Consider the following 23,588-nt stretch of genomic DNA (forward strand, 5'->3'; position numbering starts at 1 on the left):
TGTCGCCGCGTACTCCCTCGTCAGAAAGCCCGCAGAGCGTCGGTCGCGGCCGTGACCACCGCGTTCCGATAGGCGGCGCCGAAGGCCGCCGTATGGACCAGCAGCAGGTGGAGCTGATGCAGCGGGATGCGGGCGCGCCAGCCCTCGGCCAGCGGACGCACCTCCTGATAGGCCGCGAGGAGGCGCTCGAGGTGCGGCGCGCCGCCGAACAGGTGGAGGTTGGCCAGGTCGGTCTCCCGGTGTGCGCCCTGGGCCGCCGGGTCGATCAGGTAGGGCCGGTCGTCGGCAGCCCAGATGATGTTGCCGGGCCACAGGTCGCCATGGGTGCGGCTCGGAGGCTCACCGCCCGGCGCGTGGGCGAGCGCGTCGAGGACGCGGTCCAGGACGGCGGTGTCCGAGGCGTCGAGTGCCCCGCTGTCGGCCGACGCCCTCAGGTAGGGCCGCAGACGGTGCTCGGCGAACCAGGCCGGCCATGGGCCCGGGTGCGGCGTGTTGTCCAAGGGAAGGGGCCCGATGAAGCCGGCCCACGGTGCGCCGAACGTCTCGGCGGGGGTGTCGTGGAGGGCGGCCAGGGCTCGGCCCAGGTGCTCGGCCGCCCGGGCCGTCGCGGGGGCCGTGTCGATCCATTCCAGCGCGATCATCTGGGGGAGCGCCACCAGGAGCTCGGGGGTGGGGGCGCCGGCTTCGGCCAGCCAGCGCAGGCCGTTCGCCTCGGCCTCGAAGAAGCCCTCCGGTGGCTCGCCGGCCGACCAGGTCTTGGCGAACAGGGAGGTGCCGTCGTCCAGCGTGAGGCGGCTGGCGGTGGAGACGTGGCCACCGCCCACCGGGGTCTCGCGGATGCGCTGGTGGGTGAGAAATGTCGGGAGATGCTCGGGGTGCGCGCGTAAGTACGCCTGGTCCACTGGGTTATCTTCCACTTCGCCTTACGGCCGCCCGAAATCGGAGTCAAAATGTCGGCATGAGCCCTGTCACAGTGCGTTCGTACCGTCCGGGTGACCACTCCGCGGGTCGTCGACTGTGGTCCGAGCTGACCAACGAGCACAACCAGATGTACGGGCAGCCGGCTGACGACGCCGGCGTGGGCTTCGAGGAATATCTGACCCGGCTCGATCTGAGCGGGCTCTGGGTGGCCGATCACGCGGACGACGGCGTGATCGGGCTGGTCGGGCTGATCATGCGGGGCCGGGCCGGGGTGGTGGAGCCGATCGTCGTCACGATCTCTCACCGGCACAAGGGCGTGGGGCGCAAGCTGCTGCGGCATGTCGCGAACGAGGCCCGGAAGCGGAACATGAGCGCCCTGACGATCTCGCCGGACTCGCGGAACGTGGACGCCATCCGAAGCCTGCACGCCGCGGGTTACGACGTTCTTTCCTCTATTGAGTTGACGCTCGACCTGGGCCGGCACCCGAACGCGCGGCACCAGGAGGGGCTGGAGTTGCACGATATGCAGTTCCGCTCGTAGGACGCGCAAGATTTTCTGAGCCTGTGGATAACGGAAGCGTTGTCCACAGGCTCACTCTTTGGCACTTCCCGGAGCGGTGCCGCCCGCCAAGCTCGGCGGCATGACCCCGGACTGCTCGATCATCGTTCGTTCCCCCGCCGAAGCCGTCGCCTTCACCCCCTATGTCCTCGGCTTCCATCCGACCGACAGCCTCGTCGTGCTCGGCCTCGCCGGAAAACTCGTGGTCGTGGGCGTGCGCTACGACCTGCCACCGCCGGCTGCGGTCTTCGACGAGGTCGCGCAGATGATCGCGCAGCAGGGGGCACCCGAGGTCGTGGTTCTCGGCTACGGGCCACCACGGCTGGTGACGTCGGCGGTGCTGGGCCTGGTGGCCGCGCTCGCGCCGGTGGGCGTGCGGGTGCGCGAGGCGCTGCGGGTCACCGACGGGCGCTGGTGGTCCTACTCGTGCTCCGACCAGACGTGCTGCCCCGCCGAGGGCACACCGTGCCGGGCCGACCTCGCCGCGGAGGCGGTCTATCGCGGGATGGTGGCGCTGCCCGACCGCAAGGCGCTGGTGGCTCAGGTGGCGCCGGCCACCGGCCCGATCCGGCGGGAGATGGCGGCGGCCACCGAGCGTGCGCGGGCCCGGTTCGCCGATCTGACCGGTGAGGACCTTGAGGCCGGCCGGGGCGGGCAACTGATCCGCAAGGCCGGCCGGCAGGCAGTCCGGGAGGCGGAACGGGCCACGCGGGCCGGCGGCATGCCGTCGCACGGCGGCATCGCCTGGCTCGGGGTCCTGCTGGTGCGACCGGTGGTGCTCGACTACGCGCTGGACCGATGCGGCCCGGATGACTGGCGGGAGCGGCTGTGGGGTGAGGTGATGCGCCTCGTCGAGCCGGAATTCGTGCCGGGGCCGGCCTGCCTGCTCGCCTTCGCGGCGTGGCAGTCGGGCAACGGAGCACTGGCTCGGGTGGCCATCGACCGAGCACTCAAACAGGAGCCGGCGCATCGCATGGCCGGCATGCTCGACCGCCTGCTGGGCCTGGGCATCGCGCCACATGCCCTGGTGGAACTGCGATCACCGGTGCGGGCGAGCCAAGGGCGGAGGAGACCCGGCAGCGATCGGCAGGCCCGCCGCAGCACCCGCCGCCGGTCGGTGTGATCGGGGCATCCGGCCGGGCGCGACCAGGGGCGTTCAGATGGTTACGCGCTGGGGCGAGGCGTAGACGTTCATGGTCGATCCGCGAAGGAAGCCGACGAGCGTCATGCCGGCCTTGTCGGCCAGCTCCGCAGCCAGCGTGCTGGGTGCCGACACGGCCGCGAGAAGCGGAATGCCGGCCATCCACGCCTTCTGGGTGAGCTCGAAACTGGCCCGGCCGGACACCAGCAGGACGTGCCCGGTGAGCGGCAACCGGCCCTCCCGCAGTGCCCAGCCGATCACCTTGTCGACCGCGTTGTGCCGGCCCACGTCCTCGCGCAGCACCAGGAGTTCGCCGTCCGCGGTGAACAGGCCGGCCGCGTGCAGGCCGCCGGTGCGGTCGAAGGTGCGCTGCGCGGCGCGAAGCCGGTCGGGCAGCGCGGCCAGCGTGCGGGCCGGCACCGTCCCGAGGTCGGTGGACACGTCGAACCGCGACCTGGTCCGCACGGCATCGATGCTGGCTTTCCCGCACACCCCGCAGGAACTGGTTGTGTAGAAGTTCCGGGTCGGGTCGGTGACCGGCGGCGGCACGTCGGCGCCGAGCACCACGTCGACCACGTTGTACGTGTTCGGGGTGTCGGTGCCCGCACACAGCTGGGCGGTGACCACGTCGCCGGCCGAGCCGATGATGCCCTCGGTGAGGAGGAACCCCATGGCGAGATCGATGTCCTGCCCGGGGGTGCGCATGGTGACCGCGAGCGGCCGCTTGCGCACCCGGATCTCCAGCGGTTCCTCGGCTGCGAGCTCGTCGGGGCCGCGGCGGGGAGCGCCCGTCGCGTCCAAGTTGATCTTCAGAACCGGTCGCCGGACCGACGTACGCGCCATCCGCCGAGCCTATGCCGGAAACGCTGGAAGGCCCGAGACCGATAGTGATCCACGTCCGCGAAGTGAGCGCGCGGTCACGCTCGACACGCGCTCGGGATACGGTACGTACGTGGGAGGGTTTGCGGCGGTGGTGCTGGCCGGTGGTGCGGCTCGGCGGATGGGTGGCGCGGACAAGCCGACGCTTCCCGTCGGTGGTCAGTCCATGCTGACCCGTGTCCTGGCTGCGGTGCACGACGCCGATCCGAGGATCGTGGTCGGCCCGGTGCCGCCCGACCTGCCCGTGCCCGTGCATTCCACCCGGGAGCAACCGCTCGGCGGCGGCCCGGTCGCGGCCACCGCGGCCGGTCTCGCGCTGGTGCCCGACGACATCACATACACCGCGTTGCTCGCCGCCGACCTGCCGCTGCTGACCGGCGAGGCGATCGACGTCCTGCGGCTGACCGTCGAGTCGTCGCCGATGCAGGGTGCTGTCTACCGCGACGCGGAGGGGCGCCGGCAGATGCTGTGCGGGGTGTGGCGCACCGCGGCGCTGCGTGGGGCGGTGACGCGGCTGCTGGAAGAGCGCGGTGACCTGCACGGCGCGTCCGTCCGCGAGTTGATGGAATTCCTGCGGGTGGCCGAAGTTTCCTGGCGCCGCCCCGGACCGCCCCCGTGGTTCGACTGCGACACCGACGACGACCTGCGCACGGCCGAGGAATGGGCGCGATGAGCGACCTCGACGCGTGGATCGTGGCGGCCGGTGCGGAGCTGGGGGTCGAGCCGGCCGACGTGCCGGTCACGACGGTGCTCGACCTGGCCAGAGACACGGCGCACGGGGTCGTCCGACCGGCGGCGCCGGTCACGGCGTACCTCATGGGGCTGGCGGTGGGTCGCGGAGCGGACCCCGCGGACGCCGCCGAACGTCTCAGTCAGCTCGCGCTTTCCTGGCCGAAACCCACCCCCTGAAGTCTCTCGATAGGGTGGCGGAGACGGAGGTGCGATCATGACGGCAGACAACGCCGCAGGCGGGTCGAACGACAACATCCTGCTCGACGAGCCGACCACGGCCGACCTGCGGGCCAAGGTGACCGAGGCCTGGCGGGAGTTCGCCGGTGCGCTGGCGGCGCTGCTGCCCACGCTGGCGGCGGGTGGGCACATCGACGTCACCCTCGACCCGACCGCGTCGGGCACCGGCACCGCGGTCTACTCGGTGAGCATCCGGGTGCTGCCCGACGCCGTGGTCGAGGCGCTCGCGGTCGGCAACGCCGAATTGCCCGAGGGCTACCGGATGGATCGTGCCGCGGTCGCCGACATGGTCGCGCTCGGCTGGTCGCCGCCGGGAGTGCTGCCCGACTCGGGCGACTCGTTCGGCATTCGGTCGTCCTTGGAGAAGGCCGGCGCCCTGGCCACGAGCGTCACCCGCACGCTGCGTGACGTCTATGGCGCGCCGCACCCCGCCTTCCTGGTCTACCTCGTGCACGACGAGGAGGACGAGCCGATCGAGACGGCTCCGCTGGGCACGGCCCGGCACGAGCCCAGCATCGGCCAGGTGCTCCACCTCGACGATCTCAACGGCGACGGCGCGCTGACGGCCGCTTTGGCCGGCGCGGCCGAGGAGGTGGTTCCGCTAGAGGAGCGGGTGCGCACCGTGGTCGCCACGATGTCGAAGACGCCGGTGGACCAGCTGCAGGTCGACACGGACGGTGACATCGGCATCCGGGCCGGCTCGGCCATGGTGTTTGTCCGGGTCCGAGACAATCCGCCGCTGGTGGACGTCTTCTCGCCGATCCTTACCGAGGTCGAGCCGACCGAGGAGCTGTACGTCAAGCTGTCCGAGCTGACCAACCGCATGCCGATCGGCCGGCTGTACTGCGCGCAGGACACGGTGTGGGCGTCGATCCCGGTCTTCGGCCGCAACTTCCAGGCCACCCACCTCATGCTCGCCGTGCAGGTGATGACCGGCCTGGCCGACGAGCTGGACGACCGGCTGCACGGCGAGTTCGGCGGCAAGCGCTTCTTCGGCGAGGGTGACAAGCCCACGCCGGCGAAGCAGCCCACCGACGACCACCGCACGGGGATGTACCTCTAGAAGTTCAGCGCCTTGATCCGGTCCAGGGTGGACAGATCGTAAGCGGTCATCTCGTTGTCGCCGAGGGTCCAGAGGTCGTTGCCGATCACCAGGGAGCGGTTGACGTACCCGCTGATCTTGCCGGCGAGTTGCAGGCCGCCGGCGTCGACCCGGTATGCAAGGGCGCCCTCGGAGGCGCCCTTGACCGGCACGACCAGCAGCGAGGTCGCCGGCCACCACAGCAGGGCGTGCGGATCGAACTCGGCATCCGACACGCTCTGCGGCACCACGTGCTGACCGACGCGGCGGGGCGAGGCGCTCACATCGAAGAGCGAGACCTGCATACCTTGGCGTACGCCTGACGTGCTGGCCTCCTGGCCGACGCCGACCAGCAGGTCGTCCCCGACCTGCTGCAGGTGGGCCGAATAGCCGGTGATCTTGAGTTCGCCGGTGACCCGCGGGGCGGCCGGATCGCTGAGGTCGAGGCTGTAGAGCGGATCGGTCTGCCGGAAGGTCACCACGTAACCGCGCGGACCGATGAACCGTACGGCGTAGATCTGCTCGTTCTTGCCGAGCCCGTCGACCACCCCGGTCTGCACCAGCTTGCCGCCGCTGTCGGTGAGCACCCGGACGGCCGACGCCGACCCGGCGGTGGTGGCGACCCGCAGCCGACCGTCCCATTCGGACATCGAGTACTGGTTGAGCAGCGACCCGGGAACCCGGCCCGAGGCGGCCAGCTCCGGCTTGCCCACATCCGGGAGCGCGAACTTGAAGATCTCGGTATCCGCCGAGTCACCGCCCTGCCAGTCCTGGTTGGCCACGTAGAGGCTGGTCGGCGTGCCGTAGACGAGGTCGCCGTCGCTGACCACGCCGACCGGGCTGCCGTCGGTGAGCGCATCGGCGGCCAGGTCGAAGGTCAGCAGGGTGAGCATCCCGGCCCCGGAGTACGTCTTGGGCCGGCTCACCGCTGAGCAGTCGACCCGCCCCGAGCTGATCGCCGTACCCGTAATGACCTGCCACGACGGCAGCCAGGCGTCGAGCGGCGCCGCGGTGATCGCCTGCCGGTTGTCGCGCAGCAGGTCGTCGGTGTTGTCTGTCGCGTACGGGAAATCGATCCGCGGGGTGGAACTGAGGACCACGCGGGCGACGCTGCCGGTCTGCCGGGCGTCGACGACCCGGCCCACGCCGCGGTATCGGCTGATGATGCGCGGCGGCCCGCTGAGATCCACCAGGATCACCTCGGCGTCGCCGGACGCCATCTCGTAGGCGCGGCCGTCGATGGAGGAGGAGTACCGGGCGGAGAGCACGAGGGCGTGGTCGCCGGACAACAGCACCTGTGCCGCCGCGCCCGTGCCGAGGTCGAGTCGTCCGGTCAGCGCGCGGGTGGCCGGGTCGATGACCCGGAGGGTGCCGCGGCTGACGGCGACGATCCGGCGGCCGTCGGTCTTGACGACGTCCGGCTCGTCGGCGCCGGCCTCGTGCACGTTGGTCCCGGAGTAGGCCTGGGTCTTGGCGGCGGGCATCGCCGAGTCGGCCCGGGCGCCGAAGACCGCGGCGTTCTCCGGGAAGGAGCCACTCCCGGGCAGTCCATAGGGTCCGACGCTGAGCCGGGTGGCCGCTCGCAGGTCGGTGAGGAGTCGGTCGCAGGTGTCGAAGGCAACCAGGTTGAGCACCGGGGCCTTCCGAGGTGGCGGGCTGGGCGGCGCTTCCGAGCAGCCGGCCAGCACGAGGATCGTGGCGCAGAGCAGAATTCGACGGCGCATGGGCGCTTGGACGCGGGCGGAAACCGAAAGGTTCCTACTCCGGAGCGGGCACCACCGTCGGTGTCTCCACCAGCCGGGACAGCACGATCATGCTGCGGGTCGAGGTGACGAACGGTTCGGCCCGCAGTCGTTCGAGGGCCTGTTCGAGATGCCCGATGTCGGCGGCCCGCAGGTGGACGAGCGCGTCGGCCTGCCCGGACACCGTGTAGGCGCCGATCACCTCGGGATGCCGGCGGGTGGCCACGGTGATCTGGGCCGGGGTGGTGCGGCCGGTGCAGAACAGCTCGACGAAGGCCTCGGTGGTCCAGCCGACGGCGGCCGGGTCGATGACCGCGGTGAATCCCTTGATCACCCCGCTGGCGCGGAGCCGATCCACCCGCCGTTTCACGGCCGGGGCGGAAAGAGCGACCTTGGACCCTATCTCCGCGTACGACGCTCGTGCATCAGCAACCAGCAACGCAATGATTCGCTGGTCGACCGGGTCCATCTGCAACGATTCGCCTCCAGAACACAAGATTTCGCGCTGTTTCGTGCACCCGAGCGTACCTACGCTTTACCTCATGAGCCAGACGGAGCGCTTGCCGCGAACCCGGACATATCTCATGTGTCCCCCGGAGCATTTCACGGTCGAGTACGCCATCAACCCGTGGATGGACATCACCGTCCCGGTCGATGCCGCGCTGGCCGTCAAACAGTGGGACCTGCTGCGTAACACCCTCGTCGACCTCGGCCACACCGTGCACGTGCTCGAGCCGGTGGCCGGCCTGCCCGACATGGTCTACGCGGCCAACGGCGCCTTCTCGGTCGACGGCACCGTCTACGGCGCACGCTTCCGCTACCCGCAGCGTGCCGACGAGGCCGGCGCCCACCGCGCCTTCTACACGCGGTCCGCCTGGACGTACAAAACACCCGAGCACGTCAACGAGGGCGAAGGCGACTTCACCTACCTCCCGGGAGCGCACGGCGGCGTGATCCTGGCCGGCTACGGATTCCGCACCGAGCCGGCCGCGCACGCCGAGGCCCAGGAGATGCTCGGCCGTCCGGTTGTCTCGCTCCGCCTGGTCGATCCCGCCTATTACCACCTGGACACGGCGCTGGCCGCGCTCGACGACCACAACGTCACCTACTACCCGGACGCGTTCTCGCCCGCCTCGCAGCGGGTGCTCGCCCAGCTCTTCCCGGACGCGGTACTGGCCGACCGGGTCGACGCCGAGGCGTTCGGGCTCAACCTGGTCAGCGACGGCCGGCATGTGATCCTCAACACCGAGGCGACCGCGATGGGCGCCAAGGTGCGGGCGGCCGGATATCACCCGGTTCACGTCGAGTTGACCGAGCTGAAGCGGGGCGGCGGCAGCGTCAAATGCGCGGTGGCCGAGCTACGCCGGTGACGAGTACTCAAACCGGTGCGGGAAGATGGAACGCATGACCGATGACAATCGCACCGCGGAGAAGCAGGAAGACGGCTCCGTCATCGTGGTCGGACCCGATGGGCGTCCGATGGGCACGATCGAGTCCGACGGCACCCTGAGCCCCGAGGAGCCCGGCAACCTGATCGAGCAGCCGGCGAAGGTCATGCGGATCGGCAGCATGATCAAGCAGCTGCTCGAGGAGGTGCGGGCCGCTCCGCTCGACGAGGCGAGCCGTGGCCGGCTGCGCGAGATCCACCAGCGGTCGATCATCGAGCTCGAGGACGGTCTCGCTCCGGAGCTGCGCGAGGAGCTGGAGCGGCTGTCGCTGCCGTTCGAGGGCGACACCCCGCCGAGCGAGTCCGAGCTGCGCATCGCCCAAGCCCAGCTGGTCGGCTGGCTCGAGGGCCTCTTCCACGGCATTCAGGCCGCGCTGGTCGCCCAGCAGATGGCGGCCCGGCTCCAGCTCGAGCAGATGCGTGGCGGCGCCGGTGGCCGGCCGGCGTTACCGATGGGTCGCCTCCCGGCCATGCCGGGGCAGCCGCAGAACCCCGGCGAAGCCCCCACCGGGCAATATCTCTAGAGGTCGAAGGCGTCGCGCAGATAACGCGCGACCCCGTCCTCGTCGTTCGTGAGTCCCACCTCGTCGGCCACCGCGCGGACGGCGGGGTGGGCGTTGGCCATCGCCACCGAGCGGCCGGCCCAGGACAGCAGCGGGATGTCGTTCGGCATGTCGCCGAAGGCCAGCACCTCGCTCGCGTCGATCCCCTCGCGCTCGCACAGCCAGGCCAGCCCGGCCGCCTTGGTCACCCCGGCCGCCGAGATCTCCACCAGCGCGCTGCGGGACGAGTGGGTGACCGTGGCGAGCTCCCCCAGCACGCCGCTGACCAGCTCGTGGAACTCGTCGGCACCGTGGTTGGCCGAGCGGACCAGCAGCTTGACGGCCGGCACCGAGGTCAGTTCGTCCGGGGCCGCGATGGCCCGGAGCGAGTGATCCTTACCGGCCCAGTTCAGCGGCCAGGCCTCCTCGTACCAGAAAGATCTGCCTTCTTCGACCTCCACCGCCAGCGTGATGTCGGGGATGGCATCACGAAGGCGCTTGATGACGTCGGTCAGCAGCTCGGTATCGAGCGGGTCGGCGCGCAGAACTGTGTCAGTGGTGGGGTCGTAGACGACCGCGCCGTTGGCGCAGATCGCCGGAACCGGCTCCGGCATCTGGTCGTAGAGCTGCCGAAGCCAGCGGACCGGACGGCCGGTCACCAGCACGAAGGGGACGGGGAGAGCGTGGATCACGTCGAGGGTGCCCTTGCTCAGCGTGCCGTCGCTGTGGATCAGGGTGCCGTCGATGTCGGAGGCGACAAGCCGAAAGGGGTGCATCACCTCGACAGTAACTTGTCGAGATAGACGGCCACCCCATCCTCGTCGTTCGACAGGGTCACCTCGTCGGCCACCGCCATCAGGGCTGGATGGGCATTGGCGACCGCCACTCGGCTCCACCCGGCCCACGCGAACATCGGCAGGTCATTGGGCATGTCGCCGAAGACGAGGACGTCCCGCGGATCGACGCCGACGGCCTGGGCCACGACCGAGAGACCGGTGCCTTTGTCCACGTTCGCCGGGCAGATCTCCACGTAGTTGAGGCCCGCCTGGGTGACCGAGGCCACGTGCGGCGGCACGATCCGCCGGGCCACCTCGAGCAGGTCGTCCACGTGGTAGTCGAAGGACCGGGCGAACGCCTTGATCACGTCGCCGGTGAGGCAGTCGGCGCGCTCGCGCCGCTCGACCACCACCGGGTAGCGCCAGGTCGGGTCGTAGTCGCCCCACAGCGGCGAATCGTCGTGCTCGAGCGCCTCGACCATCACCGACAGCGCACCGACCTCGGCCTCGAGATCGGCCAGCACGGTCGACAGCACCGGGCCGGCGAGCCGGGACCGCAGCAGGTAGGCCGATTCGGCCTGGTCGAGCACCCAGCCACCCTGGGCCAGCACCAGGAAGTCGGCCACCCGGATGTCGTTACGGGTGAGCGAGGTGAGACGCGGCCCGCGGCCGGTGGCACCCACGATCCGGATGCCGGCGGCCCGGACCCGTTCGAGAACCTCATGGGTGTAGGCGGACACGGTGTCGTCACTGCGCACCAGCGTGCCGTCGAGATCCGTCGCGATCAGCTTGGGGAGTCCAGGCTTGACCATCGGTCACCTCCGAGGGTGTGAACCCCCGCGGAGGGCGGAAGGAAAACGTTACACCCGCCCAACTACCTGCTGCTATTACTTCCGGTAGCGGGCGGGTGTATTAACCGTTAGCGAACGGGTTCGAGGATGTCGCGGCCGCCGAGGTAGGGCTGCAGCGCCTTCGGCACCCGCACCGAACCGTCCGGCTGCTGGTGGTTCTCCAGGATCGGAATCAGCCAGCGGGTGGTGGCGAGCGTCCCGTTCAGGGTCGCCGCGGTCTGCGGCTTGCCGTCCGCGTCGCGGTAGCGGATGTTGAGCCGCCGCGCCTGGAACGTCGTGCAGTTCGACGTCGAGGTGACCTCGCGGTAGAGGCCCTGCGACGGCACCCACGCCTCACAGTCGAACTTGCGCGAGGCACTCGACCCGAGGTCGCCGCCGGCCACGTCGATCACCCGGTACGGAATCTCGACCTTGGCCAGCATCTCCTCCTCCATGGCCAGGAGTTTCAGGTGCTCGTCGGCGGCCTGCTCCGGCTTGCAGAAGGAGAACATCTCCACCTTGTCGAACTGATGCACCCGGAGGATGCCGCGCACGTCCTTGCCGTAGGACCCCGCCTCCCGGCGGTAACACGACGACCATCCGGCGAAGCGGCTCGGTCCGGCTTCGAGATCCAAGATCTCATTCGAGTGGTACGCCGCCAGGGCTACCTCCGACGTACCGACCAGGTAGAGATCGTCGGCCTCGAGCCGGTAGATCTCGCTGGCGTGCGCGCCGAGGAAGCCGGTGCCCTCCATCGACTCCGGCTTGACCAGCGACGGGGTGATCGACGGAGTGAAGCCGTACTCCACCGCCTGGGCGATCGCCATCTGCAGGAGGCCGAGCTGGAGCAGCGCGCCCACCCCGGTGAGGAAGTAGAACCGCGAGCCGGACACCTTGGCGCCACGCTCGGTGTCGATGGCCTTGAGGGCCTCGCCGATCTCGAGGTGGTCCTTCGGGTTGTCGATGGCCGGCCGGTCGCCGACTTCGCGCAGCACGACGAAGTCGTCTTCGCCACCGGGCGGCGTGCCGTCCTGCACGATGTTGGGCACGGCCAGGTGGGCCAGGCGCAGCGTCTCAGCAGCGGCCGATGCGGCGGCCTCGGTCGTCTTGACCTCGGCGGCCAGCTCCTTGGTGCGGGCCAGCAGCGCCACCTTCTCGTCGCCGGAGGCCTTCGGCACCTGCTTACTCAGCGATTTCTGCTCGGCCCGGATCGTCTCGAACCGCTGGGTGGCGGCTCGGCGCTCCTCGTCGGCGCGCAGCAGGGAATCCACCAGCTCGGTGGACTCGCCGCGCACTCGCTGGCTGGCACGGATCAGCTCGGGGTCCTCGCGGAGCAGACGCAGGTCAATCACGATTGCCGAGCCTACCGGCGACCCGTCCCGGTCAGCACCCGAGTATCCCCTCTCGTCACGATCCGCTGGGCTTGTCGCGGTCGTCGCGGAGCAGGGTGAACGGCTTGGCCGGTCCGACCGTCAGCTCCAGTGGAGCATCGGGGACCACCTGCTCGTCTGCGCCGGACGGCCGGCGCCACGACCACACGGCCGGCGGTTCTTCCGCGGCCGGCTCATCGGCGACCGGGGCCGGGGTGTGCCGATCGGCCAGGTAGAGCGCGAGCACCGCGAAGCCGACGCCGGCGAACGCGCACCACAGGCCACGCCCGTACCCGATCTGCATCTGGTCGGGGTTCATCGACATGGAATAGAGGTAGGGCACCACCCGGCTCTGGCCGCCCAGCGAGACGGCCAGCGCGAAGAGCAGGCCGAGCAGGGTGCCGCCCACGCTGAGCCCGGCGAGTCGCGCCCAGCGGCGCCCGGCCGGTGGCCCGAACATGGTCAGCACCACGCTGACCACCAGCGGGAACAGGCCGACCAGGATGGCGGCCCCGAAGGCGCCGAGGTCGGTGAGGTCGGTCGGCACCAGCCTGTCGCCGACGTCGTTCTCGGAGCCGAACACCGCCGCGTCGACCGTGGTGACCTGCCACTCGGAGACCAGCGAGGCGAGCAGGGCGACCGCGCCGAGCGCCGCGGCCACCGGGACCAGCCGCCGGTCACCGGCCAGGTGCTGGCCGATGCCGGTCGCGTTCCAGCGACGTCGGCGAGGTGTCGTCTCCGCGCCGAACTCAACAACATCGTCGGTAGGAGATCCAGTGGGCGGCGATGGGTCTAAGTCGATCGGACCGCGCTCCGGTGGCATGTGAACCATGATGGCCCGTACCCGGTCGAGCGGCCACCGGCCGTCCGATGGACTAGCGTTTCGGATATGCCTATTCGCACTGCTACGGCCCACTGGGATGGGAACCTCACCGAAGGTTCCGGCACGATCAAGACCGGTAAGGGCGGTTACCAGGGGAACTACTCGTTCAAGTCGCGCTTCGAGGAGGGCGAGGGGACGAACCCCGAGGAGCTGATCGCCGCCGCGCACTCCGGCTGCTTCTCGATGGCGTTCTCGAAGGCGCTCGCCGACGCGGGCTACACCGGCACCTCGGTGGAGACCGTCGCCAAGCTCCACTTCGACAAGACCGACGCCGGCTTCAGCGTCACCCGGATCGACCTGGAGACCGTCGGCACCGTGGCCGGCATCGACGACTCCGAGTTCCAGAAGATCGCCCAGGCCGCCAAGGAGGGCTGCCCGATCTCCCGGCTGCTCGCCCCGGGCACCGAGATCACGCTCTCCGCGAAGCTGGCCTGACCGGCCGGACACACCCGCCGGTGCGGGCAGGGCTTGCTGTCGGATCCCTGACCGCATCGGCAGCACCGGCGTGCCCGCCGATCTGGCGCACAATGGGTCCTGTGCCGGTCGAGATGAGTCGCGAACGCTTCGAGGAACTCGTCGGTGAGGCGCTCGACGAGGTGCCCGTCGAGTTACTGACGATGATGAACAACGTGGTCTTCATGGTCGAGGACGCACCGGCCGACGGCAGCGATGACCTGCTCGGCCTCTATGAGGGAACGGCGCTGACCGATCGAGGTTGGGATTACGCGGGCGTGCTGCCCGACCGCATCACCATCTACCGCCTGCCCACGTTGAAGGTCTGCGACACCGAGACGGACGTCATCGACGAGGTCGCGATCACCGTGGTGCACGAGATCGCCCACCACTTCGGCATCGACGATCACCGTCTGCACGAGCTCGGATGGGGATGAAATCCGGCTGAAAGGCCGGTCACCGACTTGGTGGGGGGTCCTACCCTGGTGCCACATCGCACACAGGAGGACGTTCATGCGCAGCGAGCTCTTTTCGGCCGAGAACCTCGAGAAGGAGTCGGCCCAGCCCGGTTTGCGTCTGCAGAATTCCAAGCTGCTCAAGGCGGAACTGAACGGCGAGTTCATGGCCCGTCAGGGCTCGATGGTCGCTTACCAGGGCAATGTCCAGTTCGAGGCGCTCGGGTCCGGCGGCATCGGCAAGTTCATCAAGTCCAAGCTCACCGGCGAAGGTGTGCCGCTGATGAAGGTCCGCGGCACCGGCGATGTCTTCCTCGCCAACGCGGCCGCCGACGTCCACCTGATCGACCTGGAGCCGGGCGACGCCCTCTCCATCAACGGGACGAACGTGCTGGCATTCGACTCGACCCTCAACTACGACATCAAGATGGTCGGCGGCGCCGGCATGATGTCCAACGCCGGCCTGTTCAACTGCGTCTTCAGTGGCCACGGCCGGATCGCGGTCACCACCAAGGGCACCCCGGTGGTGCTCAGCGTCGACCAGCCCACCTACGTCGACCCGCAGGCCGCGATCTGCTGGTCGGCCAACCTGCAGACCGGTTACCACCGCGCCGAGCAGCTCGGCCTCGGCACCCTGCTGGGCCGCAGCACCGGCGAGCGCTTCACGATGAGCTTCGCCGGTCAGGGCTTCGTCGTCGTCCAGCCCTCCGAGGAGCCCCCGGCCGGCCTGGCCGGCACCGGCAGCGGCGGCCAGCAGCAGCAGGGCGGTCTGCTGGGCAACCTGCTGGGGAATTAGTGGATCTCGCCGGCTCGGAGGCGGGAAAGCCACGCGGCCGAGTCGGCGAAATCGCTGTCGGACAGGCCCGGCGGTGACGGGACCGGGTCCTCGCGGGTGAGCCGGTGCCGCGGGTAACTGCCGAGGAAACGCACCTCGGCGCAGATGCGACGCAGGCCCTGCAGGGCCTCGCCCATCCGGGTCTCGGCCACGTGCCCGGTGCAGTCGAGGAAGAAGACGTACGTGCCGAGCTGCTCGCCGGTCGGCCGGGACTCGATGCGGGAGAGGTTGATCCCGCGTACCGAAAGCTCGGTCAGCACCGCGAGCAGCGCGCCCACCTGGTCATGCCGGATCGAGACGGCCAGCGACGTGACGTCGTCGCCGGTCGGCTCGCCGACCGGGCCGGGCCGGGTGAGCAGGGCGAAGCGGGTGACCGCGTCGGCGTGGTCGGCGACCTTGTCGGCCAGCACGGTCAGCCGGTTGCGGGGCACCCCGATCGGCGCGCACAGCGCCGCGTCGTACTCCCCGGCGGCCGCGGCGATCGCGGCGGCCGCGTTGGACAGCACGTCCACCACGGTGGCGTCGGGCAGGTGGGCGAGCAGCCAGTTGCGGCACTGGGCCGAGGCCTGCGGGTGGGCCGCCACCGTACGGATCCGGGCGAGCGGGATCAGTTCCCGGGCCGCGAGCCGGAACTCGACCGGGATCACGACCTCTCGGGTGATCACCAGCGGGCTGCCGGTGGCCAACTCGTCCAGGGTGACCGGGATGGCCCCGCCCACCGAGTTCTCCAGCGGGACCAGGGCCGCGTCGGCATCGCCGGAGCGCACCGCCTCCAACGCCTCGGGCACGCTACGGGCCGGAGTGCGCATCCCGCGCTCGGCGGCGGGCAGGGTGCGCAGGGCGGCCTCGGTGAAGGTGCCCTCCGGACCGAGGTAAACGAAGCGAGTCGGCGGCGTTCCGGGCATGCCGGAATTCTAGTCAGGACCCGCAGGCCAGCACCCGGATGCCCGGTGGTGCCGTGGTGAAGACCCGGTTGGTGCACACCTCGGAGCCGGCCGCGACCAGTGCCAGCGCGGCGTCCTGGCCGGTGGTCACCACCTGGAGCGGATCCTGATCGGCGGTCGTGCCGCTGCTCTCGACCTGGCTGAACGACCAGTCGCCGGAGCAGTACGGCCCGTCGCTGACCCGCAGCGTGGTGTTGGTGGGGATGGCGGACTTCTCCTTGACCAGGGTGAGGATCTGGTCACCGGTGGGCGAGCCGGTGCAGCGGGACGCGTGTGAGGGCGTCGGGGTGGCCGGAACGGTCTCCGGCGCGGCCGTGGTCCTCGTCGCCGTCGGGTAGGTATAGGTCGGATACGTCGGTCCGGGCGCGGCGAAGGTGGGCGTCGGGAAGGTCACGCCGGGGATGCCGACCGCCGACGGATTCAGCGAAATGGGAGCCGCACTCGGGCTCACGTAGAGCGGCGGCGACTTCAGCGGCGGCTTGGGCGGCGTGCCGCAGGCGCTCAGCAGCAGCAGAGCGCCGATGGGGATCAACCGGAGTGTGCGGGGGGACACGCGGACATGGTAGGGCTCGAATGTCTCAGGAGGCGATGCGGTGCCCCGCTGCCGTGAGGGTGTCCACTGCCTCGGTCAGCCGGACGGTCGGCACGAGCAGGTAGTCCGTGGTGTACGTCGAGAACGTCACGATGTTGACCCGGGCCGCCGCCAGCGGCCCGATCAGCGAGGCCAGCACCCCGGTCAGCGCCAGGTCGAGCGGCCCGACCACGCGCAGACATCGCCAGGCCGTGTCGGCCGTCGCGCCCTCCGGCACCCGGTCGGCCGGGCAGATGATCGACAACTCGTCGGGCGCCCAACTGAGCGAGATGACGCTCTTGTCGTCCGGACCCGCGGCCAGCGAAGCCGGGATCGGCGAGCCGGCCGGCAGCCGACACACCGCGTACTCCTCTGGTAGCAGATCTAGATCGAGCATGTTGGCAGACTACGTTTCCGCATCGTGCCTTGCCCAACCCCCACCGGTGCGGCAAACGCCACACCAGCGGATTTCAGCGCACCGGAGAGAAGAACGTCAACGAACCGGCGACCCGGTCGTTGTGCAGAAGCGGCGTCGTGATCGCGTCGACGGTCAGCGGCGGCTCACCCGGGCTCGGCACCACGCGCAACAGACCGCGCGCCAGGCGCTCGCTGCGGATGGCCAGCAGAGGCGGGATTTTTTCCACGTCCGACTCGTCCAGCCGGCTGGCGACGGCCGTGAAGTCGATCAGGCGAAGTGCCTCACCGAGCGTCTGGCCGACCACCTCGGCCGGCTTGCCCAGCCCGAACAGCTCGCTGCACGAGGCCGACATCGCCAGGATCTTGGCGGCGGAGTCGATCACCAGACACGGCTCGGGAGCCGTGGCCACCGTCGACGTCCACCGCTCGACGCTCGGGACGAACTCGGCCTCGGCGGGCGTGCGTGCCTGGGGCACGAACCCTCCCGAGAGCGAGAGCTCGATGTGTCCCACCCCGTCCTCCTCGCTCCTTCGCGGGGGCGGACGCCACGGCCGTGAATCACGGGGCCGCGGCGTCAACCCGCCGACTGCACTGAAGGAACGTTACCGGCGTGCCGGACGCTTGTCAGCGGCCGTTTGTCCGTCGGGGTGCCACCGGTAGTCACCGGCCGGGCGATAGGGCGCATTTGCCCAGGTCCCGGGGTGATGTGCGACGGCTGAAAGCTTGCTGGCGGTGGCCGGCGAGATGCGCGCGCCACCCGCGATGAGTAGCCGGTCGAGTTCCTTGTCCGTCGAGACGAGGACCTCCTTCGGCAGGCCATGCACGCTGATCACGCCGTTGCCGACGAAGGTCAGCACAGGGGTGACCGGCACGGACAGGCCGACCGCGGCGGAGAGTGCCTTGCTGGCGCGGCGAGCCTCGCGGCGGGCCTCGGCGATGTAGGCCGGGCGCTTGCCGTTGATCTGCACGACGTCACCGGCGATGAGCACCCGGGAACGGCCGTGATCGGCAACGGTTACCGCGTAGATGCCGCCCGGCCCGATGGCCAGGAAGCCGGCGCGGTCGTCGGCGAGGTCGGGTTCGTAGAAGCCCTGCGCATCAGTGCGCGGCCAGTCCACGATGTGCCAGTTGGGTCCGAGGCGGTCGAGACGGGTCAAGGCCCGGTTCCCGGCAGCTTCGAGGCGGCGGGCGTCGCGGTCGGCTCGACGGCGACGGGCCCACTCGGCGGGAGACGGGCGAGCCGTTCCGTCAAGTGGTGAGGTTGGGACGACGGGGCGATCGAGGGTAGGTAGCGCCTTCGTCGACACTGGTAGGGCTGGGCGCGGGAAGACAGTCACTGCGACCTCCGGCAAAAGGTCTCTTCGGGCTCTCTTTTCACTACCGTACGTGTACGACCCCACACGGAGGCAAGACATCGGGGCGAAAGAGAGACGAGTGAGTGGGGATGAATGCCGCATTCACGCGCAAATTTTTCTTGCGGATAGTGCATAGCGGCGTTCTCTCCCCGGTTCGGCAGCTTCAAGCACAAAGTTAGCCTCACCTACGCTCGCGCGCACCGATGTCTCATGATCTAGTCAGAACGTCATCAGACGAACGCGAGGAGTACCGGGGTGAACTACGTCGACAGTGAAGTCAGCCCGCTGCGTACCGTCCTGCTCCACCGGCCCGGCGCGGAGCTCGCCCGGCTCACTCCGCGGAACAACGACTCGCTGCTCTTCGACGGGATCCCGTGGGTCGGCCGGGCCCAGGAGGAGCACGACCGGTTCGCCGACGCGCTGCGCGAACGCGGCGTCGAGGTGCTCTATCTCGCCGATCTGCTGACCGAGACCCTGGCGGTCGCGGACGCCCGGCAGGAGCTCACCGCGGCCGTGCTCGACGACCGCCGGCTCGGCGACACCCTGCGCTCTTCGGTCGGCCGCTACCTGGCCGACCAGGACCCCCGCCGGCTGGCTGAGGTGCTGATGGCCGGCCTGGCGCACCAGGAGCTGAAGCCGGGGCCGGGCGGCCTGGTCTACGAGCTGATGGACGACCACGACTTCATCATCGATCCGCTGCCCAACCTGCTGTTCACCCGGGACTCGTCGGTGTGGGTGCGCGACCGGGTGGCGGTGACCAGCCTGGCCATGCCGGCCCGGCAGCGGGAGACCACGCTGACCCGGGCCATCTACCGCTACCACCCACGGTTCGCCGGGGTGGAACTGCTCTACGACCCGGCGCTCGAGCACGTCGAGGGCGGGGACGTGCTGGTGCTGGCGCCGGACGTGCTGGCCATCGGGGTCGGCGAGCGCACCACGCCGGCCGGTGCCGAGCGGCTGGCCCGGCGAGTCTTCGCGGCCGGGCTCGCGCACACCATCCTGGTGGTGCCGATCGCCCAGGAGCGGGCCACCATGCACCTCGACACCGTCTGCACGATGGTCGACATCGACGCGGTGGTGATGTACCCGAACATCGCCGACACGCTCCGGGCGTACACCGTGCAGCCGGACGCCGGCGGCGAACCGCGGGCCCTGGCCCCGCGCCCGTTCCTGGAGGCCGCCGCCGAGGCGATGGGGATCGAGCGGTTGCGGATAATCGATACCGGTCTGGACCCGGTGACCGCCGAGCGCGAGCAGTGGGACGACGGCAACAACACCCTGGCCATCGCGCCGCGGCTGTGTGTGGCCTACGAGCGCAACATCGAGACCAACGCCCAGCTGGAACGGGCCGGCATCGAAGTGGTCCGGATCAGCGGCTCGGAACTCGGCAGCGGCCGCGGCGGCCCACGCTGCATGAGCTGCCCGGTCGAGCGGGCCCCGCTGGTCAGCTGACCGAGACCTCGGACACGATCAACTCGGGAACCTCGAACGGGCCCGGCTTGTCCGGAAAATCAAAGACCGCGATCTCGAGCTGTACGGGGTACGAAGGCGCCTGGTCGACGCGTTTGACCAGCTCGCCGTCGACGGTGAACTCCAAGGATCCCGGCCGCCACCTGACCCCGTACGTATGGAAGGCGGAAACGTCGATCGGAAGATCGACCACCGACCAGTCCTCGGTCAGGTTCGGGTCGCGGAAGCGGTGCAGCCCCATCCCGATGCCCTGCGGGCGGCTGCCGAAGACCTCCATCACGCAGATCTCGCCCGAGTGTTCGGGCACGTCCTCGACGCCGGAGAGCCAGAACGCGACCATCGTGCGCGGCGAGATCACGCCGCGCATCCGGATCGAGATGTCGCCGTAGAGCGGCGTGCAGCCCCAGAACTCCGGCTGCTCCTCGCGCACCTGCTGGTGGTCGAGGAACGGCTGCCCGCCGAGCGTGCTGCCGACCGGCCCGGAGAAGTTGGCGCTCTGGATGCCGGACACCCGCAGCGGTGTCGGATGCACCTCCGGAGCCCACAACGGCTGGTCCGCAGGAATACTCAGGCGCAGCGAGCCGCCGCCGACCGAGTAGGTGGCGGCGGACTGCGCGCGTGAACTCCAATGTGGCAGGTACCAGGGCACCCAGACGGAACGGTCCAGCTCGTCGCCGTCGAACCGGAAGGTCATCGCAGGGTGAGCTGGCGACCGATCAGGCCCTGCTTGGCGCGCCGGGCGTCGGCGTCGAGCGGGCCGGTCTCGGCCAGGATGTCGGCGTACCGCTTGGCGAAATCGGCCAGCGGGGCCTCCCAGTCGGCCGCCTCCGGCTCGCCCGGGATGTCCCAGACCGGCACCAGCAGACCGTGCGCCCGGAACATGCCGGCGAACTTGGTCTTCTCGCCCAGCAGCAGGTCGCCGGCCGCGGACAGCCGGGCCAGGGCGTCCAGCGCCTGGTCCTCCGCCTCGGGCAGCACCCAGCGCACGTGACCCTTGTCCGGCGCCACCCGGCACCAGTACGCGGCGCGGCCGGCGGCCAGCCGGACGGTCGGGTAGATCGACGCGTTGGCCCGTTCCAGGGACGCCTTGACGTTCGGGTCCTCGGCCTGGTCGGCGTCCAGCCAGTACTCGAAGCCGTCGTGCATGGTGATCTCGAGCGGGCCGTCGACCAGGATGTCCTGCAGGCGCGGGCCCTGACCGGGCAGTGCCGGCACCGACACCGTGCCGCCGGGCTCGGTGCCCAGCGCGGCCAGGATCGCCACCGTCAGGTCGCGGGAGACATCGCCGGACTGCACGTGCCGCTGGAGGCCGATGAACACCCGGCCGTCGCTGCGGGTCATCGCCGGCCAGGCCATCGGCAGCACGGTCGACAGGGTGACCGGGCGGTCGCCGTACTCCTCGATGATCTCGGGTTTGAGGGTCAGCGGCGCCGAGGCGGCCGGGACCAGCTCACGCAGGGCGATCCACTCCGGCTCGTCGGCTAGGCCTTCGAACGGACGGGCCACGAAGATGTCGCGGACCTTTTCACGTTTGGGTGCCGTTTGGCGACGCTTGCTCACGGCGAGACAGCCTAGGCGTTACGCCCGCAAAGAGAAATTCAGGCGCGCGGCAGGCGGACCTCGGCGGTGGTGCCGCCGCCCTCGCGCGGGCGCAGCGAAACCCAGCCCTGCTGCCGTTCCACCAGCCGTCGCACCAGGTAGAGGCCCAGGCCCGCGCCCGGATGACGGCGTCGCTCGCCGCCCTCGGCCTGCCAGTAGCGTTCGAAGGCCCGCTCGACGTGTTCCGGGCGGATGCCGATGCCCCGATCGGCGATCCGGAAGCGCAGGGTTTCCCCGTCGACGGCCGCGCACAGCTCGATCAGGGTGTCCGGCGCCGAGTTCTTCTCGGCGTTGGTGGCCAGCTCGGTGAGGATGGTGGCGATCGAGTCGCGATCCCCGTACGCCTTGGGCAGCTCGGCCGGCAGATCGCCCAGCTTGATCCGCCGGCGCAGATCGGCGGGCAGTTCGTCGACGGCCCCGCGCAGCGTCTCGGGCAGGTCGAACGGCCCGGCCTCGGTCCCGCCGATCTCGCCGTCCTCGCTGGTGGCCGAGAGCAGCCGGTCGACCAGCCGGGCCAACTCGCCGGCCCGGGTGCCGATGACCCGGACGGCCTCCTGACGGCCGGCCTCGCCGAGGGTCTCCCAGTGGTTGGTGAGGGTGTCCGCGTAGCCCTTGATAACCGTCACCGGGGTGCGCAGCTCGTGGCTGGTCACCGCCACCCACAGGTCGCGGTTCTCCTGCCGGCGGGCCTGGTCGCCACCGGCCGCGAGTTCGCGCTGCGCGGCGTAGAGCCGGCCGAGGAGGGCGGCCAGCAGCTCGAGCACTCCGCGATGCTCCGGGCCGGGTTTGTCGTTCTGTTCGCCGAAATAGACGTGCAGGGAGCCGACGGCGGTGCTGCCGGCCTGGCAGCGGACGCCGATCACCCGGCTCGGGTCGCCGAAGACCTCGTTGAGCTCGTCGACCGACGTGGGTGCGACGCGGCGGCCGACCGCCGGGACGCAGGTGCCGCTGGCGGCCACCACGCGGCCGTGGCCGGGCGAATATTCCACGAAGCCGGCCCCGAGGCCGCCCAGCACCTCTTCGGCGAGACGAACGATGCGCTGCACCACGGGCAGGCCCGTCTCGCCGGCGTTGAGCCGATCGAGGACCGCGATCTGACCCCGGGTCAGCGCGGTGTAGTCGGGACGGTCCGGCATGTCTGCGAGTCTGCCTCGCTTCCTTCGTTTTCGGCAGATGGGGAGACGCGGATCTTGCTCGGATTCACCGTACCGTGGCGGACGTCACACCTGGGCCAGCCGGTCCAGCACGAACTTCGGGCGGTCGCTGATCACACCGTCGACCTCGTGTTCCAGCACCAGTTCCAGCTCGTCGGGCTCGTTGACGGTCCACACGTACACCCGATGGCCGGCCTGTTTGAGGGCCGGCACCAGGCCGGGTTTGGACCGCACCAGGCCGACGCCCGGCCCGGCGACGCGGGCACCGAACGGCAGCCGTCCACGGCCCACCCCGGGCGGCAGGATCTCCAGCAGGTAGACCGTGGGGATGGCCGGCGCCAGCGCCCGGATGCGCCGCAGCGCCAGGGCCGCGAACGACATCACGGTGACCTGGACCAGGTTGTCCGGGCGGTTGTCGGCGAGGCCGTGCCGGCGCAGCATCGCGACCAGTTTGCGCTCCACGTCGGCGCCGTAGCGTGACGGGTGTTTGGTCTCGATGAGTAGGTGCACCGGCCGGCCGCAGTCACGCACCGCCGTCAGCAGCCGGTCGAGGGTGAGCAGCCGGCCGAGGTCGGGCAGATCCTCGTTCTCCGGGTAGGCGGGGTGCCAGGAGCCGAAGTTCAGCGATTCGAGCTCGGCCAGCGTCTTCGCGCTGACCAGGCCACGGCCGTTGCTGGTGCGCTTGAGGTTGCGGTCGTGCACGCAGACCAGGTGACCGTCGCGGGTGAGCCGGACGTCGCACTCCAGCCCGTCGGCACCCTCTTCGATGGCGCGCATGTACGCCCCGAGTGTGTGCTCGGGCAGAGCATCCGCGCCCCCACGGTGCGCGAAGACGAACGGTCTGTTCATAGCACCCGGGCCGGTTGCCCGTTCTCGCTGACCACCTCGCGGCCGACCGCGGCCCACGACTGCATCCCGCCGTCGAGGTTGCGGACGTTGTCCCAGCCGTTGTTCATCAGGTACGAGACGACCTGGCCGGAGCGGCCGCCGGAACGGCACACCACCACGACCTCGACATCGTTGGGCACCTCGGCCATCCGCGGCGGGATCTCCATCATCGGCAGGTGGTGAGCGCCGGGCGCGTGGCCGGCCGCCCACTCGTCGGGCTCACGCACGTCGAGCAGGTAGGCATCGGCCGAAACCTCGGGAGCGGTCACGCTGGGTACTTGTGGTCCGAACACGCTTTCAGCTTAGG

The 23,588-nt window shown here is 70.2% G+C and carries 29 protein-coding genes; 11 read left to right on the top strand and 18 right to left on the bottom strand.

Annotated elements, in window-relative coordinates; genetic code table 11:
* Nucleotides 1-20: 20 nt before the first annotated feature.
* Nucleotides 21-902, bottom strand: coding sequence for a fructosamine kinase family protein (locus Ate02nite_RS38415; protein ID WP_203812833.1), 882 nt, complete (start codon nt 900-902; stop codon nt 21-23).
* Nucleotides 903-958: 56 nt separating this feature from the next.
* On the opposite strand from Ate02nite_RS38415, the gene Ate02nite_RS38420 reads away from it, so the two are divergent.
* Together Ate02nite_RS38420 and Ate02nite_RS38425 are read left to right on the top strand one after the other, a co-directional pair.
* The gene (locus Ate02nite_RS38420) at nt 959-1,462 is read left to right on the top strand and encodes a GNAT family N-acetyltransferase (RefSeq protein ID WP_203812834.1); all 504 of its coding nucleotides are present in this window, start codon (nt 959-961) and stop codon (nt 1,460-1,462) included.
* A 58-nt stretch (nt 1,463-1,520) separates the two neighbouring features.
* On the top strand, nt 1,521-2,603 hold the full coding sequence (locus tag Ate02nite_RS38425; protein ID WP_239148015.1) for a DUF4192 domain-containing protein: 1,083 nt from the start codon (nt 1,521-1,523) through the stop codon (nt 2,601-2,603).
* A gap of 33 nt (nt 2,604-2,636) precedes the next feature.
* On the opposite strand, the gene fdhD is transcribed toward Ate02nite_RS38425, so the two are convergent.
* A complete protein-coding gene (gene fdhD, locus Ate02nite_RS38430; protein WP_203812835.1) occupies nt 2,637-3,464 on the bottom strand; it encodes a formate dehydrogenase accessory sulfurtransferase FdhD in 828 nt (275 codons plus the stop codon).
* A 109-nt stretch (nt 3,465-3,573) separates the two neighbouring features.
* On the opposite strand from fdhD, the gene mobA reads away from it, so the two are divergent.
* The 3 genes from mobA to Ate02nite_RS38445 are packed head-to-tail and all read left to right on the top strand — an operon-like array spanning nt 3,574 to nt 5,532.
* Nucleotides 3,574-4,173: a molybdenum cofactor guanylyltransferase gene (gene mobA, locus Ate02nite_RS38435; protein ID WP_239148016.1), complete on the top strand. Its 600-nt coding sequence runs from the start codon at nt 3,574-3,576 to the stop codon at nt 4,171-4,173.
* Nucleotides 4,170-4,409 (top strand): DUF6457 domain-containing protein, encoded by a 240-nt coding sequence (locus Ate02nite_RS38440; protein ID WP_203812836.1) that lies wholly within the window; start codon nt 4,170-4,172, stop codon nt 4,407-4,409. The genes mobA and Ate02nite_RS38440 overlap by 4 nt, the downstream gene beginning before the upstream one ends.
* A 37-nt stretch (nt 4,410-4,446) precedes the next feature.
* Nucleotides 4,447-5,532, top strand: a complete 1,086-nt coding sequence (locus Ate02nite_RS38445; protein WP_203812837.1) for a T3SS (YopN, CesT) and YbjN peptide-binding chaperone 1 — start codon at nt 4,447-4,449, stop codon at nt 5,530-5,532.
* Here the strand turns inward: Ate02nite_RS38445 and Ate02nite_RS38450 are convergent.
* Both Ate02nite_RS38450 and Ate02nite_RS38455 read right to left on the bottom strand, forming a co-directional pair.
* Complete coding sequence (locus Ate02nite_RS38450; RefSeq protein ID WP_203812838.1) at nt 5,529-7,274, bottom strand: beta-propeller domain-containing protein; 1,746 nt, start codon at nt 7,272-7,274, stop codon at nt 5,529-5,531. The genes Ate02nite_RS38445 and Ate02nite_RS38450 overlap by 4 nt on opposite strands.
* Nucleotides 7,275-7,308: 34 nt before the next feature.
* Nucleotides 7,309-7,767, bottom strand: coding sequence for an Lrp/AsnC family transcriptional regulator (locus Ate02nite_RS38455; RefSeq protein WP_203812839.1), 459 nt, complete (start codon nt 7,765-7,767; stop codon nt 7,309-7,311).
* 67 nt (nt 7,768-7,834) lie between these two features.
* Here Ate02nite_RS38455 and ddaH point away from each other — a divergent pair, with 67 nt between their 5' ends.
* Nucleotides 7,835-8,662 carry a dimethylargininase gene (ddaH, locus tag Ate02nite_RS38460; protein ID WP_203812840.1) on the top strand — a complete coding sequence of 276 codons (828 nt, stop codon included), beginning with the start codon at nt 7,835-7,837 and terminating at the stop codon, nt 8,660-8,662.
* A 34-nt stretch (nt 8,663-8,696) separates the two neighbouring features.
* Nucleotides 8,697-9,263: a bacterial proteasome activator family protein gene (locus Ate02nite_RS38465; protein ID WP_203812841.1), complete on the top strand. Its 567-nt coding sequence runs from the start codon at nt 8,697-8,699 to the stop codon at nt 9,261-9,263.
* Here Ate02nite_RS38465 and Ate02nite_RS38470 read toward each other — a convergent pair.
* The 4 genes from Ate02nite_RS38470 to Ate02nite_RS38485 all read right to left on the bottom strand — a co-directional run bounded on the left by Ate02nite_RS38470 (nt 9,260) and on the right by Ate02nite_RS38485 (nt 13,080).
* Entirely contained in the window at nt 9,260-10,057 is a 798-nt protein-coding gene (locus Ate02nite_RS38470; RefSeq protein ID WP_203812842.1) for a Cof-type HAD-IIB family hydrolase, read from the bottom strand. The genes Ate02nite_RS38465 and Ate02nite_RS38470 overlap by 4 nt on opposite strands.
* Entirely contained in the window at nt 10,057-10,869 is an 813-nt protein-coding gene (locus Ate02nite_RS38475) for an HAD-IIB family hydrolase (protein ID WP_203812843.1), read from the bottom strand. Before Ate02nite_RS38475 ends, Ate02nite_RS38470 begins: the two co-directional genes overlap by 1 nt.
* Before the next feature lie 107 nt (nt 10,870-10,976).
* Nucleotides 10,977-12,239: a serine--tRNA ligase gene (gene serS, locus Ate02nite_RS38480; protein WP_203812844.1), complete on the bottom strand. Its 1,263-nt coding sequence runs from the start codon at nt 12,237-12,239 to the stop codon at nt 10,977-10,979.
* A 55-nt stretch (nt 12,240-12,294) separates the two neighbouring features.
* Nucleotides 12,295-13,080: an MATE family efflux transporter gene (locus Ate02nite_RS38485; protein WP_203812845.1), complete on the bottom strand. Its 786-nt coding sequence runs from the start codon at nt 13,078-13,080 to the stop codon at nt 12,295-12,297.
* A 66-nt stretch (nt 13,081-13,146) separates the two neighbouring features.
* Here Ate02nite_RS38485 and Ate02nite_RS38490 point away from each other — a divergent pair, with 66 nt between their 5' ends.
* The 3 genes from Ate02nite_RS38490 (at nt 13,147) to Ate02nite_RS38500 (ending at nt 14,844) form a co-directional block, all read left to right on the top strand.
* Nucleotides 13,147-13,575 (top strand): OsmC family protein, encoded by a 429-nt coding sequence (locus Ate02nite_RS38490; protein WP_203812846.1) that lies wholly within the window; start codon nt 13,147-13,149, stop codon nt 13,573-13,575.
* Nucleotides 13,576-13,667: 92 nt separating this feature from the next.
* Nucleotides 13,668-14,030: a metallopeptidase family protein gene (locus Ate02nite_RS38495; RefSeq protein ID WP_203812847.1), complete on the top strand. Its 363-nt coding sequence runs from the start codon at nt 13,668-13,670 to the stop codon at nt 14,028-14,030.
* A 76-nt stretch (nt 14,031-14,106) separates the two neighbouring features.
* Nucleotides 14,107-14,844, top strand: coding sequence for an AIM24 family protein (locus Ate02nite_RS38500; RefSeq protein WP_203812848.1), 738 nt, complete (start codon nt 14,107-14,109; stop codon nt 14,842-14,844).
* On the opposite strand, the gene pheA is transcribed toward Ate02nite_RS38500, so the two are convergent.
* The 5 genes from pheA to Ate02nite_RS38525 form a co-directional block, all read right to left on the bottom strand.
* The gene (gene pheA, locus Ate02nite_RS38505; RefSeq protein ID WP_203812849.1) at nt 14,841-15,788 is read right to left on the bottom strand and encodes a prephenate dehydratase; all 948 of its coding nucleotides are present in this window, start codon (nt 15,786-15,788) and stop codon (nt 14,841-14,843) included. The two genes, Ate02nite_RS38500 and pheA, sit on opposite strands and share 4 nt — an antisense overlap.
* 13 nt (nt 15,789-15,801) lie before the next feature.
* Nucleotides 15,802-16,380: a hypothetical protein gene (locus tag Ate02nite_RS38510; RefSeq protein WP_203812850.1), complete on the bottom strand. Its 579-nt coding sequence runs from the start codon at nt 16,378-16,380 to the stop codon at nt 15,802-15,804.
* Between the two features lie 25 nt (nt 16,381-16,405).
* Nucleotides 16,406-16,795, bottom strand: coding sequence for an ACT domain-containing protein (locus Ate02nite_RS38515; RefSeq protein WP_203812851.1), 390 nt, complete (start codon nt 16,793-16,795; stop codon nt 16,406-16,408).
* A 73-nt stretch (nt 16,796-16,868) separates the two neighbouring features.
* Nucleotides 16,869-17,327 carry a PAS domain-containing protein gene (locus Ate02nite_RS38520; RefSeq protein ID WP_203812852.1) on the bottom strand — a complete coding sequence of 153 codons (459 nt, stop codon included), beginning with the start codon at nt 17,325-17,327 and terminating at the stop codon, nt 16,869-16,871.
* A gap of 90 nt (nt 17,328-17,417) precedes the next feature.
* On the bottom strand, nt 17,418-18,152 hold the full coding sequence (locus Ate02nite_RS38525) for a hypothetical protein (protein ID WP_203812853.1): 735 nt from the start codon (nt 18,150-18,152) through the stop codon (nt 17,418-17,420).
* A gap of 273 nt (nt 18,153-18,425) precedes the next feature.
* Here Ate02nite_RS38525 and Ate02nite_RS38530 point away from each other — a divergent pair, with 273 nt between their 5' ends.
* Entirely contained in the window at nt 18,426-19,622 is a 1,197-nt protein-coding gene (locus tag Ate02nite_RS38530; RefSeq protein WP_203812854.1) for an arginine deiminase, read from the top strand.
* Here Ate02nite_RS38530 and Ate02nite_RS38535 read toward each other — a convergent pair.
* The 5 genes from Ate02nite_RS38535 to Ate02nite_RS38555 form a co-directional block, all read right to left on the bottom strand.
* The gene (locus tag Ate02nite_RS38535; RefSeq protein ID WP_203812855.1) at nt 19,615-20,334 is read right to left on the bottom strand and encodes a glycoside hydrolase family 16 protein; all 720 of its coding nucleotides are present in this window, start codon (nt 20,332-20,334) and stop codon (nt 19,615-19,617) included. The two genes, Ate02nite_RS38530 and Ate02nite_RS38535, sit on opposite strands and share 8 nt — an antisense overlap.
* Nucleotides 20,331-21,200, bottom strand: coding sequence for a DUF5926 family protein (locus tag Ate02nite_RS38540; RefSeq protein ID WP_203812856.1), 870 nt, complete (start codon nt 21,198-21,200; stop codon nt 20,331-20,333). The genes Ate02nite_RS38535 and Ate02nite_RS38540 overlap by 4 nt, the downstream gene beginning before the upstream one ends.
* Nucleotides 21,201-21,238: 38 nt before the next feature.
* Nucleotides 21,239-22,375 carry a sensor histidine kinase gene (locus tag Ate02nite_RS38545; protein WP_203812857.1) on the bottom strand — a complete coding sequence of 379 codons (1,137 nt, stop codon included), beginning with the start codon at nt 22,373-22,375 and terminating at the stop codon, nt 21,239-21,241.
* An 84-nt stretch (nt 22,376-22,459) separates the two neighbouring features.
* Entirely contained in the window at nt 22,460-23,242 is a 783-nt protein-coding gene (locus Ate02nite_RS38550) for a glycerophosphodiester phosphodiesterase (RefSeq protein ID WP_203812858.1), read from the bottom strand.
* Complete coding sequence (locus tag Ate02nite_RS38555; protein ID WP_203812859.1) at nt 23,239-23,574, bottom strand: rhodanese-like domain-containing protein; 336 nt, start codon at nt 23,572-23,574, stop codon at nt 23,239-23,241. The genes Ate02nite_RS38550 and Ate02nite_RS38555 overlap by 4 nt, the downstream gene beginning before the upstream one ends.
* Nucleotides 23,575-23,588: the final 14 nt, after the last annotated feature.

Origin of the sequence: Paractinoplanes tereljensis, assembly GCF_016862435.1 — a bacterium.
Classification (GTDB): Bacteria; Actinomycetota; Actinomycetes; order Mycobacteriales; family Micromonosporaceae; genus Actinoplanes; species Actinoplanes tereljensis.

What these genes read in the sequence shown, in the direction of transcription:
- Ate02nite_RS38420 (WP_203812834.1), top strand. Translation starts at nt 959, where the DNA reads ATGAGCCCTGTCACAGTGCGTTCGTACCGTCCGGGTGACCACTCCGCG.
- ddaH (WP_203812840.1), top strand. Translation starts at nt 7,835, where the DNA reads ATGAGCCAGACGGAGCGCTTGCCGCGAACCCGGACATATCTCATGTGT.
- Ate02nite_RS38515 (WP_203812851.1), bottom strand. Translation starts at nt 16,795, where the DNA reads ATGCTCGATCTAGATCTGCTACCAGAGGAGTACGCGGTGTGTCGGCTG.
- Ate02nite_RS38500 (WP_203812848.1), top strand. Translation starts at nt 14,107, where the DNA reads ATGCGCAGCGAGCTCTTTTCGGCCGAGAACCTCGAGAAGGAGTCGGCC.
- Ate02nite_RS38485 (WP_203812845.1), bottom strand. Translation starts at nt 13,080, where the DNA reads ATGCCACCGGAGCGCGGTCCGATCGACTTAGACCCATCGCCGCCCACT.
- Ate02nite_RS38495 (WP_203812847.1), top strand. Translation starts at nt 13,668, where the DNA reads ATGGGTCCTGTGCCGGTCGAGATGAGTCGCGAACGCTTCGAGGAACTC.
- Ate02nite_RS38465 (WP_203812841.1), top strand. Translation starts at nt 8,697, where the DNA reads ATGACCGATGACAATCGCACCGCGGAGAAGCAGGAAGACGGCTCCGTC.
- Ate02nite_RS38535 (WP_203812855.1), bottom strand. Translation starts at nt 20,334, where the DNA reads ATGACCTTCCGGTTCGACGGCGACGAGCTGGACCGTTCCGTCTGGGTG.
- Ate02nite_RS38470 (WP_203812842.1), bottom strand. Translation starts at nt 10,057, where the DNA reads ATGCACCCCTTTCGGCTTGTCGCCTCCGACATCGACGGCACCCTGATC.
- Ate02nite_RS38445 (WP_203812837.1), top strand. Translation starts at nt 4,447, where the DNA reads ATGACGGCAGACAACGCCGCAGGCGGGTCGAACGACAACATCCTGCTC.
- Ate02nite_RS38490 (WP_203812846.1), top strand. Translation starts at nt 13,147, where the DNA reads ATGCCTATTCGCACTGCTACGGCCCACTGGGATGGGAACCTCACCGAA.
- Ate02nite_RS38475 (WP_203812843.1), bottom strand. Translation starts at nt 10,869, where the DNA reads ATGGTCAAGCCTGGACTCCCCAAGCTGATCGCGACGGATCTCGACGGC.
- Ate02nite_RS38440 (WP_203812836.1), top strand. Translation starts at nt 4,170, where the DNA reads ATGAGCGACCTCGACGCGTGGATCGTGGCGGCCGGTGCGGAGCTGGGG.
- Ate02nite_RS38545 (WP_203812857.1), bottom strand. Translation starts at nt 22,375, where the DNA reads ATGCCGGACCGTCCCGACTACACCGCGCTGACCCGGGGTCAGATCGCG.
- Ate02nite_RS38450 (WP_203812838.1), bottom strand. Translation starts at nt 7,274, where the DNA reads ATGCGCCGTCGAATTCTGCTCTGCGCCACGATCCTCGTGCTGGCCGGC.
- fdhD (WP_203812835.1), bottom strand. Translation starts at nt 3,464, where the DNA reads ATGGCGCGTACGTCGGTCCGGCGACCGGTTCTGAAGATCAACTTGGAC.
- Ate02nite_RS38550 (WP_203812858.1), bottom strand. Translation starts at nt 23,242, where the DNA reads ATGAACAGACCGTTCGTCTTCGCGCACCGTGGGGGCGCGGATGCTCTG.
- pheA (WP_203812849.1), bottom strand. Translation starts at nt 15,788, where the DNA reads ATGCCCGGAACGCCGCCGACTCGCTTCGTTTACCTCGGTCCGGAGGGC.